The organism is Paenibacillus sp. FSL K6-1217, from assembly GCF_045040735.1.
In the GTDB taxonomy this organism is placed as follows: domain Bacteria; phylum Bacillota; class Bacilli; order Paenibacillales; family Paenibacillaceae; genus Paenibacillus_AQ.
In genome coordinates, this window is sequence record NZ_CP150271.1 from 4,923,605 (window position 1) to 4,936,600 (window position 12,996).

At 53.5% G+C, this 12,996-nt stretch carries 11 protein-coding genes; 2 read left to right on the forward strand and 9 right to left on the reverse strand.

Translation table 11 applies throughout. The features are described 5' to 3' along the window. Positions 1–13: 13 nt before the first annotated feature. The 8 genes from MHH28_RS21640 to MHH28_RS21675 form a co-directional block, all read right to left on the reverse strand. Positions 14–1,339 (reverse strand): ABC transporter substrate-binding protein, encoded by a 1,326-nt coding sequence (locus tag MHH28_RS21640; RefSeq protein ID WP_405105426.1) that lies wholly within the window; start codon positions 1,337–1,339, stop codon positions 14–16. A 49-nt stretch (positions 1,340–1,388) separates the two neighbouring features. Next, positions 1,389–2,549, reverse strand: a complete 1,161-nt coding sequence (locus MHH28_RS21645) for an efflux RND transporter periplasmic adaptor subunit (RefSeq protein ID WP_405105428.1) — start codon at positions 2,547–2,549, stop codon at positions 1,389–1,391. 45 nt (positions 2,550–2,594) lie between these two features. After that, positions 2,595–3,425, reverse strand: a complete 831-nt coding sequence (locus MHH28_RS21650) for a carbohydrate ABC transporter permease (protein WP_405117206.1) — start codon at positions 3,423–3,425, stop codon at positions 2,595–2,597. Positions 3,426–3,483: 58 nt separating this feature from the next. Beyond that, positions 3,484–4,350, reverse strand: coding sequence for a carbohydrate ABC transporter permease (locus tag MHH28_RS21655; protein WP_036691623.1), 867 nt, complete (start codon positions 4,348–4,350; stop codon positions 3,484–3,486). A gap of 225 nt (positions 4,351–4,575) precedes the next feature. Next, a complete protein-coding gene (locus MHH28_RS21660) occupies positions 4,576–5,526 on the reverse strand; it encodes a hypothetical protein (RefSeq protein ID WP_405105430.1) in 951 nt (316 codons plus the stop codon). Continuing rightward, positions 5,523–6,080 (reverse strand): RNA polymerase sigma factor, encoded by a 558-nt coding sequence (locus MHH28_RS21665; RefSeq protein ID WP_405105432.1) that lies wholly within the window; start codon positions 6,078–6,080, stop codon positions 5,523–5,525. Before MHH28_RS21665 ends, MHH28_RS21660 begins: the two co-directional genes overlap by 4 nt. 150 nt (positions 6,081–6,230) lie before the next feature. Next, a complete protein-coding gene (locus MHH28_RS21670) occupies positions 6,231–9,773 on the reverse strand; it encodes a family 16 glycoside hydrolase (protein WP_405105434.1) in 3,543 nt (1,180 codons plus the stop codon). Positions 9,774–9,957: 184 nt separating this feature from the next. Next, the gene (locus MHH28_RS21675; RefSeq protein WP_405105436.1) at positions 9,958–10,332 is read right to left on the reverse strand and encodes a hypothetical protein; all 375 of its coding nucleotides are present in this window, start codon (positions 10,330–10,332) and stop codon (positions 9,958–9,960) included. A 336-nt stretch (positions 10,333–10,668) separates the two neighbouring features. Between MHH28_RS21675 and MHH28_RS21680 the strand changes: the two genes are divergently transcribed. Both MHH28_RS21680 and MHH28_RS21685 read left to right on the forward strand, forming a co-directional pair. Further along, positions 10,669–11,574, forward strand: a complete 906-nt coding sequence (locus MHH28_RS21680) for an alpha/beta hydrolase (RefSeq protein WP_405105438.1) — start codon at positions 10,669–10,671, stop codon at positions 11,572–11,574. Positions 11,575–11,665: 91 nt separating this feature from the next. Continuing rightward, entirely contained in the window at positions 11,666–12,430 is a 765-nt protein-coding gene (locus tag MHH28_RS21685) for a class I SAM-dependent methyltransferase (RefSeq protein WP_405105440.1), read from the forward strand. Between the two features lie 325 nt (positions 12,431–12,755). On the opposite strand, the gene MHH28_RS21690 is transcribed toward MHH28_RS21685, so the two are convergent. Continuing rightward, a complete protein-coding gene (locus MHH28_RS21690; protein WP_405105442.1) occupies positions 12,756–12,992 on the reverse strand; it encodes a hypothetical protein in 237 nt (78 codons plus the stop codon). Positions 12,993–12,996: the final 4 nt, after the last annotated feature.

The window sequence follows — 12,996 nt, forward strand, 5'->3', positions numbered from 1 at the left end:
CCCAGGCCTTGATCTATTCGTTAAGGTACGTAGTCGCCTTGTTCTGAATCAGCTTGGCCACATCCTCTGCCGTCTTCTGTCCGCTGAAGAACGCGTTTGCTTCCCCGCCGATGATGTTCAGAATCTTCACATCCATCATGGCGAAGTTATCCGCTGTATCCATCATGTCTTGGAACACCTTGAATTGTTCCTCAGGAACACTTGCAAGCTTGCCGTCCGGGAGCTTATACGTCCCGCTCTTCACCTGCTGCTGAAGCTCACTGAACTGCTTGTCATTAAGCGATCGGAGCAGAGAGAAGCCTTCTCTGCTCTGCAGGGACTGAACTTCATCAGAGAGCAGGAACTCCATGAACGTCCAGGCTTGTGCGGCAACCGGCGATTTGGCCTGTATCGCAAACGTATAGCTCGGAATAATTCTCATGGCCCCGGAGTTTCCGCTATGCGGCTTATACAGCAGCTTCGGATTGGCGAAATTGGTATACGGAACGTTGATGAAATCCGCCGGGCCCTGTATAACGGCAGAATAGAACAATTGATTCTCGGTCTCCACCGGCTCGGTGGTCATCAATTTCTCCTGATACATCTCGTTAATCTCCCGCATCATAAAGATGAAGGCAGGGGAGTCAAACTTGGCCTTGCGTCCAGCTACGTCTACGAACTGGTTATAGCCGTCGACCACCATCTCCTGAAGCAGCATATCCGGCGGATTATTCGGAAGCGCGTAGCGGTGTGCGGACCCCGCCTGCTGTTCGGACGCAATCAGCGATTTGGAGATTTTCTTCCATTCCTGCCAAGTCCAGCTCTTATCGTTGATCTCCGCTTGCTTAAGTACATCCCCGTCTCCAAGGAACGCTCTCAGGCTGAACCCGGACGGAATGATATAGGTGCCCCCGTTCACCTTCAGGGCATTCAGCACATTCATTTGCAGGTCTTCCTGCTTCAGTGTCTTGGACTGCTTGAGGTAATCATCCATATCAAGGAATAGCTTCTTGCTCACGTAATCACTGGCGGGCAGACTGCCCGTTTCATAAATATCGGCTCCTTTGCCTGAGAGCAATGCCGTACCGGCGGTTTTCTGATACTTCTCATAATCCGGACCCTCCATCTTCTCGCTGATCCCCTTATACGCCTGAATCTGCAAATCGATATCCGGATAAGCCTGTTCAAACTTCTGCTCTACCGCTCGGTAGAACTCACTATCCTGCTGAACCGATAACGTAACAACCGTCTTTCCCCCGGTGCTTGGAGCTTCTGCACTGCTCCCCGAACTGCATGCTGTCATCACCGTTGTAAAAGCAAGGCTCATCCCCAGCCAGCCCATTCTCTTATTCATCTTCATCCTTCACTACCTCCAAGTAATTGTTCGTATAGTATGAGTAATCCGAAAACTATTGCAGACGTACGCGGTTCCCGTCCTGCAAGGGCTCACTGCTCTCCAGAATAATCTTCTCGTCCCCATACAGGTTATCCGTCTGAATCATGCTGTCCGGGCCGTTCGTGATACTGGAGCGGATCTGAACCTCACGGGCGACAAACGTATTGCCCAGTGCCCCCCGCTGCTCCTCGATGGTATAGACAAAGCTGCGCCCGCCCGTCTGATGGATGGCCTTAGTCGGTACCACCACACCCTCCTGAAGGGACGGCTTCTTCATCTGGAACTGAACCTGCTCACCCCCCTGAAGCGAACCCTCATTCATTACAATGAAGACCGTCTTCTGTGCGATGTCCTCCGCCCTGCTGGTATCCTCACTGGCCGGACTTCCGGCACGCGCCTCAGCGCTCTTGATCTCTGCAATCTTTCCCGGCAATATCCGGGCCGATGGCCCCTCAGTAGAATGAACCTCCACCTCAAGCTTCTCCCCCAAGGTAATTCCCAGGCTGGATAATATCCCCGCGTCCGCTGTGAAATCGAATTGAAATCCCTCTCGGCTGCTCGACAGCACCAGATCCGGCTCGCCCGATGACGGTATCCCCGGAAGGGCATTCAACCGGGTCACAATCCCGTCGAAGGGTGCCTTAAGCTGCTGCTCCGCAGTTAACCTCTCTCTCATCTCGGCGATTTTACGCGCCTGTCTGGCCTGCTCCTGCTTGCCTGCTTCAATCTCGCGCCGGGCCTTGCGAATCTGGAGCTCATCCCCTTCCGCATACGTCTGAATGAACTGATCTTGAAGTGTCTGCTGCCCTAGCTTTTGCTGATCCAGCAGCGCGATTTCATCCTGCAGCCCGGCTTCAGCAGACTGGCTGTCATAGACGATCAGCCTCTGCCCCTTCTTCACCCGCTCTCCCTCCTGCACAAGCACCTCCCGTGGCTTCCAGCCGCTTCCATTCTGGAGCTTCACTTCATTCACGGGCCGCAGCACCCCGCTGCCCTCCAGCGTGAATTCAAGGCTCTTGCTCTGCGGCGTGATCGTCGTTACCTTGGGCAAGGTCAACGACTGCAGCGTATTGCTGAAGAAGGTGAAGAAGAGTAACACGCCCAGCAGCAACAGGAAGGCCCTTTTAATGTTTTTTTTCCGCCTGTGGTCTGCGGGCACTCCTGTAATCTCCATTTCCCCGTTCTCCTCCTATCCTCATAAGTCCCTCATATGCGAGCCCTAGCCCTTGATCCCGGATAACTGAATGCCCTCAATGAAATACGTCTCCGCATACAGGAAGATCAGCACCATCGGGGCCATATAGATGACCGAAGCAGCAAATGCAAGCCCCTTCTCACTGCTGACATTCGATAAGTAGACGGATAGGGGCTGACGCAGCGGATCATCCAGGAAAATCAGCGGCTGCTCCACCATATTCCAGTAATCGACGAATAAGAGAATCGTAAGCGCGGCCAGACCCGGCTGAACCATGGGAACAATAAGGGTATAAAAAATCCGTAAATGTCCGGCTCCATCCATCTTGGCCGCTTCGATATAGGCATACGGAATATCCAGCATGAACTGCCTGAGCATGAACACACCGAAGGCCGCAAAAATGCCAGGCAGGATAATGGCCCCCGGGCTATTCAGCAGCCCCAGCCGGTCAGCCATGATGTAGTTGGGCACCAGGGTTACCTGAAAGGGCATCAGCATCGTCAGGACATAGACCAGAAACAGGAGCTCCCGGCCCCGAAATCTCAGCTTGGAGAATGCGTAAGCTGCCAACGCAGCTATAAGCGTCTGTCCGGCAATGATGGGCACCACCAGGAACACCGAATTCCAGAACATCGACAGGTACATCGGGCTCTCCAGCAGCACCTTGCCGTACTGCTCCAGAGAGACCTGATCGGGCAGCCATTTCAGATTGGCGAACGGATCGCTCCTGCCCTCTATGACCGTGTTCATTTGTCCGACCGGACCGTAATTGATCCCTATCTCGCGGCTACTCATGAACGAATTGATGAGCGTGACCCCAATCGGGAACAGCATCAGCAGGGCAACCACTCCCATAATGACGGTTAATATTAGCTTGGGTAAGACTTTATCCACTGGCACAATCTCTCCACCTCTATTCCATATTTCGACGATACCGGCGTTCCATGGCGAACAGCCCGAGAACAAGGATCAGAATGCCGCCGACCATCAGGGTAGATGCCGCTGTCATCTTCGGGAGGTCCAGGGACAGGAACATATTGTTCATAAAATGCTGCAGCATATAGATACTGTCATGCGGATACGGCCCGGCCAGCAGATACGTCTCCCGGAATACCTTGAAAGAGTTAATGATCGACATCATGACTACAAAAAACATCGTAGAGGTTAAGTAGACCAGCGTAATGCTCCGGAACTGCCTGAAACGGCCGGCCCCTTCAATCTGGGCGGTCTCGTAATAATCCTTCGGGATCTGCTGCAGTCCGGCCAGGAACAGGATCACGTTGTACCCGATGTTTTTCCACACATACATCATCATAATTACATTCCGCGCGGCCTCCGTCTTCATCCAGTCCACCCTTGCCAGGCCGAAGCCGCTCAGCCAAGCATTCAGCGCCCCGTTCCAGTCGAACAGGATCTGCCAGACCAGGATGATGGAAGCGACAGGAACGACGAGCGGGAGAACGTAAGCCGTCCTTAGCCATTTCTGAAAATACAGCTTCTTATGGAGCAGCAGCGCGAGTCCCAGCGACAGCACGATCAGCAGCGGAACACTCACCAGGCTGAAGTAGAAGGTATTGAAAGCCGCCTTGCGGAAGGAGTCGCCCGCGATCAGCTCCCGGTACTGATGCAGGCCCACATACTGCCCGTCCACCGCACGGTCCATGAAAGAATAGAACACGCCCATGCCAAACGGAATCAGATAAAACAAGGCAAACCCGATGAGACTGGGTGCCAGAAATAACCAAGCCACCGATGAATCCTTACGGGCCCAATTCTTCAAGTTGCTCCCTCCCTGTACTCAAGAATAGGCGCAACTATTTAAGAACAAGTCGGGTAAAGATTAAAATTTTCTTAAATTCTCTCCACCGCACAGTAAAATAACCCCACAAAGTGGGGCTTTAGCTTCGATGATGACTCAGGTACTTTGCGGGGACCCCAAAACATCAAAAAAGCCGCGGACGGATGTATTATCCATTCGCAGCTATATTCGTGTAGAGCAAACTCACTACTTCACGGGCCGTACCTCCATCATTCTATCCCTGAACCGGTACGTCACGCTAACATTCTCGATAACCGCTGTGTCGTTGTAGGCCAGAGAACCCCCAAACGCCAAGGTCTCGTTATTCTGCCACACAAGATGGTTCACATAACTGTAATTCTCATGATCACTGCGCGTCCAAGTATCCAGCTTGCGCTGCGCGCCATACCTGATCCTCGCCGACTCTGCCAGCTCCGGGCTGACCGTCCCCTTCTCCACATTCAGGATCTGCACAAATTCACTCTTGTTAGAGCTGGTCACCACCGCAAGGAGCTTACGGTCCGGGGACGGGAGGATCTCCTTAATGTACATCGAAGGGGCCGCGAAGCTGAAATACGGTTCAAGCACATCATCTTGTATGCGCCAGAGTACATTCTGGGTACCGTAATCTGAATAATTGTTGAATAAGGCAAACACGATGCTCCCGTCAGCCATTTTGTAGAGATAGGGACTCTGGTAGCTTTTGGACAGGATATCCGTGGCAAAAGCAGCCGACTCCGCGATCTTTGCGGAATCACTCGTCAAGAAGGGCTGCAGCTTCTGAAGCGCCAGCTCCCGCGCCTTGGGATCATTGAAGCTCTCCACCAGCCGGTTCACCGCAATATATACCTTACCATCATTCCCGCTGGCTAACGCCTGAAGGAATTTGTCCGCCTCATATTGAGCAGGAGGTGCCAGCTCCATATCCTCCGCTGTCAGATAACGGATGTAGGGCTCCTCCGTTTTATTTCTGGTGTATTCTGTGGCGAGCAGCACTGTAGAAGTTGAGCTGTACACGACCAGACAGGCGACTACGGCGATCCATCTTTTGGAGAACCTGTGTCTGCTGCCCCTGCCCCTTACTCCGCTGTGTTCAGCCGCCGCAATCAGCTCCTCGTCAATCTGCCCGATCTCCTTATACAAGTCCTCCCGCTTCATAGGTGAACGCCTCCCTGGTCTAAATGAACTCTAAGCTTGTTCCGGGTCCTGAATAGGCTCGACTTCACCTTACTGCTGCTCATACCGAACCTGCCAGCGATGGCTTCTATCGAATCCGCATACCAATATCGCCTGATGAATAAATTTCGTGTCCCCTCCTCCAGCCCGTACAGGAATTCATTGATCAACTGGGCGGTTTCCCCTGCGGCATGCTCCGTTTCTACCGTCTCCGCCGCAGGCAGGCAGTCCTCCAGCTCCTCCAGAATCACCTCGAACTGGCGGCTCCGCTTCTTGGCCGTATTATACCTATGCTTATCGAGCGCGATATTGCGGGTGATCCGCCCCAGAAATACCTTTAGCCTGCGGGGCTGGTTAGGCGGAATAGCATTCCACGCGGCCAGATAGGTGTCGTTCTCACACTCTTCCATATCAGAGGGGCTGGCGACAATATTCCTGGCGATCGCCCGGCAATACGCGCCGTATTTGCTCCGGGTCTCGGCGATGGCCTGCTGTGAGCGCTGCAAGTATAGCTGAATGATTCCCTGATCTTCCATCTGCTGTATCTCCTTTGGCATCCTCTTACCTATATAGTAGAGAATTCCGGCCGCCGGTTGCACTTTTACGCTAATCTTTTTTAACGCAAAAAAATCCCGGCACATAAGCATCACTGCTTACACACCAGGATAGGAATAGTAATCTATAGGTTAACCGAGGACCGGCGGGTCCTGCTCATCCGTTCCGTCATCCTCCACATCTGCCGGTTTCAGGGTTACCCTAATGTCCACAATCAGGGTATCCGTCAGCTCCGTATCAGCCCAGACTGTACCGTCCCAGACCTGCTTGCGGTAGATGACAGTGATCTTGTAATCACCTTCAGCAGACGGAACATAGGCCGCCTGATACACATCATCCGTTACGGTGAAGACGCCTGCCATACCTTCCTCTGTGGAGCTCCAGGCCTCCGGATGATAACGTTCATCTCCAGGGGTGGCAGGTGCCAGGCTCTGGTTATGGCCTTCAGCCGTCAGGGTGATGGTCTCCCCTGCAAACGGGCTGCCCGGGCTAACGCTGAGCCGGTTGCCTTCAGGCGTAACCGCTTCATACACATCGAGGGTTAACGTCTTAAGCGCACTTGCCGTCACTTTCTGTATACCGGTAACGCGGACGTTATCGAACACCGCATTCTGGGACGTTGTTCGGAAGCCGATTTTCCCTGCGGTTAATTCCGTTTGCGGGTTCGTCCACTCAAGCTTCAACTGGCCGTCCACAAAGCCTAGAATTCTGTTCCCTTTGATGACTGCCTTCAGCGTATACCACTGGCCCGCAGCCGCATCGGCGAAGAGTGTGCTGGACACGGGGGTCAGCGTTCCGCCAACCGCCTTGAACAGCTCCAGCTTCTTGTCGTTTACATTGATCCGGTACATGTAGTAGTTATTGGCGTCCTGCACCCGGAAGAGAATGCCGGCATTGGCATTGGCGATGGGAACCTTCACTTTGGCTTCCATAGCAATATCTTGCCATGAATCCCCGGCTGTAATAAGCGCCGTCGTATTCCCCTTCGTCTGGATCAGGGCTTTCGTACTGCCGTCTGTGGTTACACTCCAGGTTCCAGTAGCAGCCGTCCAGCCCGTTGTATTACCATCCTCAAAGTTATCTGTGAACCGGACCGAATTAGGATTAGCATCAATCGGGGTCTCATCCACATTTGTAACCTGAATCGTGAAGCTTTTTTCCAGAGACAGGCCATTGGCGTCAATGCTCTTCACCCGGATGCTGTAGCTGCTCTTCGCTTCATAATCCGGTGTAGTGCGGAGGATCAGCCTGTCTCCCTGCGGGGCAATGGAGAAGCTGCTGTTATCGGCGTCGCCTTGCCCGGGGACCAGCGCATAAGTAAAGGTCTGCCCCGCATCCGGGTGGGCTGTAGTGAAGGTACCCACTAGACCGCCTGGTGTGGTCAGCTCCGGCACCTGGGTAGCGCTGAGAGTGATATCCGTGGGCGGATTGTGAATGGCAGTCACCTTGGCATCGTCATACCAGACCCCGGCTGAAGTGGTGCGGAAGCCGATTCCGCCCGAGGTTAATTCATTGACCGGATTGGTCCATGTGGTCTTCAGCACTCCATCCACATACCCTTTGATGGTATTGCCCTGGACCGTCGCCTTAAGCGTATACCATTGGTTCTGGACCGGCACGAACGAGGTGTTCGAGACCTTCGTTAAAGTTCCGGCTACAGCCTTGTAGAGTTGCAGCTGGCTTGTGCTGGCATCGATCCGGTACATATAGAAGTTGTTCTGATCCTGCACCCGGAAGACAATACCTGCGTTCTCGCTTCCATTAATGAGAGGCAGTCTGGCTCTGGCTTCATACGTGAAATCTGTCCAGGATGAACCGGCCTTGGCGGTGATCAGCGCCGTCGTAGTCTGGCTGGTGGACAGCACCCGGTTCCCTGTTCGATCGGTTACCGCCCAACTGCTGGCGCCTGAAGCCACGGTCCAATCCGGGAGCAGCCCGGAGGTGAAGTGATCGCTGAACCAGGCCTGATCCGTATTCGCGAAGACGACTCCGCTTACATTCTCATTCTTGATGCTCACCTTCAGGTCACTGAGATTCTTCGCCAGCGTTCCTTTGACCACCACATTTTCAAAAGTTACCCCGTTCACCATCCCGCCTCTGGTGGGATTGCCCTGAATAGGAGAATCTCCCCCCGTCTCGCGGACATTGATGTTCCGGAGAATAACATTGCTTACATCCCCTGCTGTACTGGTGGAGACCCGCAGCCAGTAATTGCCGAACTGGTTGATCCCCACCCGTTCAATATCAATATTCTCGAAGGTCACATCCTGGGCCCAGCCTTCAACCGGGAGCGGATTCTCTGTATAAGCATGGTCCACCAGCAGCGCCCGGGCGCTCTGATAGACGTAGGAATTGCGGATGGTTACGCCAATCTGCGGCGTGCAGATGCCCATCCCCAGCTTGAAGGCAGCGCAGCGGGTCCAGGCGAAGCAGTCCTCGAACACCACATTCTCCAGATGCTCGATGGCACCCGGCCAGTCCTTGGACATACCTTTCTGCGGCCAGGTCTTGGTGGAGAAGGTATCGTCATCCGAGATGGCAAGGGCGTGCTTCACCAGCACGTTCTGGCTCTCGTTAATATCGATGGCATCATCCTCAAGCGTAAATAAATCCTGGTATCCCTTATAGTTGGTAATGGTCACGTTATCGGAGCGTACCACCAGGAACGCCCAGAAGCCCCCATCCCGCAGCGTTAACCCGTCGAACTTGAAGTTGCTGGTTGCCATCGGCACCACCAGGTTATTGATGAACCCCTCTCCCTGCTTATGGGTTGCAGGCGGGTTCGTCATCTTGCGTTTGCGCATCTCTATCCCTTTGCCGTCGATCGTTCCGCGTCCCCGCATGGTGATATTCACGGAATTGGTGGCGGTACGGATAAAATAAGTTCCATCCGAGATCGAATCCTTGCGGAAGTCATTCCGGTAGTCCTCGCCCCGGCCTGTGCCGACAATGACGGCTCCTCCGGCCAGGTAGAACGTAACATTGCTTTTCAGAGTCAGATTGCTGCTCTTGTACACGCCTGCCGGAATATACACAATGCCGCCTCCGGCCTGATTGGCCGCATCAATCGCCTGCTGGATGGCGCCAGAGGTGATCGTTGCCCCCGTCTTGTCTGCGTTGTACGGTGCAGCGGTCACATTGTAGATTCCCGGGCCGGAGGACGCGGGGATGTCAGTCTCCAGCGGATCGGCCGCGATCACGAGTCTTTTGCGGCGCTTGTCCGGGTCCTTCTCATTCGGGTCTTCGTTCGCAGGTGCATTAATATCCACGATCACATAGGTAGAGGCCGACAGGGTGAAGGTCAGCTTGTTGCCGTTAACCGTCCCCGTGATGTTCTTGGCCAGCGGACTGATCGAATACGAGGTAATTGGCTGGTCTGCCGTCACCTCAAGACTAATGGTTCCTTCAAAGGAGAACTGAGCATAGTCATAGTCGGGTAAATACTTGACGACGGGGACCGCCTCATTGTTCACCTTCAACGAGTAGACAGAAGACGGAGTATAGATAGACGGCATCGGGTAATTCTGAATAGTTGCCGGGCCAGCAGCGGCCACCTGCGACACCGGTTCCATTCCCGGTTCCGGTTCAGCCGCACCGGCGGTCTGTGGCGGGATGAACCCCGTGAATGCGACGGCAAGCACCAGCAGCAATCTCATGACTTTGCGAGTAAGCATAAATACCTCCTCCAGATCGATTTGGCTCCAGGCAACCGCTTTCAATTTCCAGCAGAGTACATAGAGTCATTCCCTACTATAATCCCGGGCCAAAAAGAAAGGAGGGTGGCAAACCCACTCTCCAGGGACACAATTATACTGTTCTGCACCATCTGTTAACCTTAGATGTAATGCATTAGATGATTTAGATGAATGCTTCGAAACGCCCCTCTGCATTCACTGTCGCTGTCCGCGGATCCGTCTGGCCGATTCCCTTCAGGAACCCCTTCCACTCGGTCCTCATAGGCGGAGCCTGAACATTCTGGAGAGCTGTGCTTACGTCCGTGGAAGTGCTGCTGCCGGCTTTGCGTGCGAGCTGAACCTCCAGCAGCCGGATCTGCCGCTGCAGCTGCTCGCGGCGGTAGGGTACGGCCTCGGTGCCCGGTGCCGCGTTCACTCGGTCCAGCTCCAGTATCAGCCGGTCCCGCTGCTTCTCCAGGGAACTGACATCGCTCTGTGTGCCGCCGTAGGCCATGATGACCTGTACCGGACTGATTCCTGATACACTCTGTCCTATCATGATCCATCCCTCCAGTCCTTGGCTCCCGCCGCAATCCGGATGATTGTAAATGTAACATTGCCGTGCCCGGGTTGCCGTAGCTCCAGTTATTGGCTTCTATATTTGTCTATTACCCCGCTTCTTCCGGTATGACTACAGCATAGCCGCTGAATGAATCTAAAATCTATCAAAAAATCCCAAAAAGATAATTTACATAATATGCTAAATATGGTATCCTTATGTTGGATGCGCTTACATTGAATGTCGGGAAAGGAGGGCTCTGCTTTATAGAGGGACCTTAGAGGACGGATGAATCAGGTTTGACCTAATCTATTTAAACTAAGGAGGATATGTGAAATGAAGAAGATTATGACCCGTATTGCCGCTTTGGCTCTGACGGCAGCGCTGATGCTGCCGGCTATGTCTTATGCATCACCTGTAGCCGAGGAGCAGGATATGAGCCTCTCTGCGGATGCCGCTGCGGCTGTAACCAGCACCATCACTCCCGCTCCGCAAGGCTATGACGGATACCGCAATAATATTCCCCACGGCAACGTACAGCAGATTTCTTATTATTCGACTACTGTAGGCAAGTCAAGAAACGCGATGGTGTACACCCCTCCGGGTTATACCCCTTCCAAGACCTACAACGTGCTCTACCTGCTGCACGGCATCGGCGGGGATCAGAACGAATGGCTGAACGGGATGAATCCGCGGAACATTCTGGACAACCTGTACTCCCAGAACAAGCTGGAGCCGATGATTGTCGTATTCCCGAATGGCCGCGCCATGGCCGATGACCGCCCGATCGGCGATATTTATGCACCGGACAAGGTTGCTGCCTTCGAACGGTTTGAATTTGACCTGATTAATGATCTCATTCCTTATGTAGATTCCCACTTCCCGGTATACAAAAACAAGCAGAACCGCGCCCTCGCCGGCTTATCCATGGGCGGCGGACAGACCCTGAACTTCGGCCTGAAGCATCTGGACAAGTTCTCGTGGATCGGCGCGTTCTCCTCTGCTCCGAATACGAAGTCGGCCTCACAGCTGATCACCAATCCGGCGCAGACGGCCAGCCAGCTGAAGCTGCTCTGGATCTCCTGCGGCGCTTCGGACGGCCTGCTCTATGTCAGCCAGAATTTCCATAACAGCCTGACCAGCATGAATGTTCCGCATCTGTGGTATCTGGATGTAGGCGGACATGAAGGCAAGGTCTGGAGCAGCGGGCTGTATCAGTTCTCGCAGCGGATCTTCAAGTAACTCCCGTCATAGCCTGCCCTCCCCCGATCCGTTAAGGTAGGGGGAGGGCAGTTTTTCTTGATAAGGCCCGGCCAACTTTAAGGAGGGCAATATGGTGAATGCGATAACGGATTACTATGATTCCTATGATGAGGAGGGAAGACTGTCCAGGGATAACGGTCATCAGATCGAATGGATCACAACGATGGCCTACTTCAAGAAGCTGTTTAAGCCGAAAGCCTACATTCTTGACGGCTGCGCAGGGACAGGGAATTACTCTTTTCCACTGGCAGAATTGGGGCATAAGGTTGTAGCTGGAGATCTCGTTCCTCATCATGTAGATATCCTAAGAGAGAAGCAGAGCAAGCATCCGGTATTGGCCGATATGTATGCAGGAAGCATCACGGATCTATCCCGTTTTGACAGTGAAACCTTTGATGTTGTTTTGAACATGGGAGCCTTTTATCATATCGGCAATGAAGACCGACAGCTGGCCATGGCCGAATGCCTGCGCGTGCTGAAGCCGGGAGGGCTGCTGGCAGTCTCATATATTAACAATGCTGCCGTTTCGTTATTAAGCATAGGCGATAGGTTAGGGAATATGGATGATGTGCTTACCTGGCATACCAACCAGACGAAGGATGGTCTATTCCTACATATGTCCCCCTTGGACATGGAACGCATAGCAGCGGCCTATCACACAGAGCTTGTGGCCCATATTGGAACAGACGGCGTCGGTTATTTGTTTGCTAAGCAAATCAATGAGGCACAGCAAGAAGATTTTGAACGCTGGCTTCAGTTTCATCTGCAGACCTGTGAGGATAAGAGTCTGCTTGGGTATAGTTTGCACGGACTGGCGATTGTGCGAAAAGTGTAAAAAACGGACCCGCCCAGCTGACGATTTACGCTACCATTCACGACCGCACATGGGCACATCCGATCAACTTCCAGTGCCGGCAGATTGTATTCGGTTTTTCGATTACATTTGGTCCGTACGCCCACGCAGCGCCGAATGTGATCGGTTTTTCGCCTACATTGGGCTCACGCGCCCACGTAACGCCCAATGTGTTCGGTTTTTCGCCTACATTGGGCTCACGTGCCCACGCAACGCCCAATGTGTTCGGTTTTTCGATTACATCTGGCTCACGCGCCCACGCAACGCCCAATGTGTTCGGTTTTTCGATTACATTTGCCCCACGCGCCTACGCAGCGCCAAATGTGATCGGTTTTTCGCCTACATTGAGCTCACGCGCCCACGCAACGCCCAATGTGTTCGGTTTTTCGCCTACATTGGGCTCACGCGCCCACGTAACGCCCAATGTGTTCGGTTTTTCGCCTACATTGAGCTCACGCGCCCACGCAACGCCCAATGTGATCGGTTTTTCGATTACATCTGCAGATGCATTCTCCCAGCAAGCAAAAGAAAGCTGCACGCTCATCACG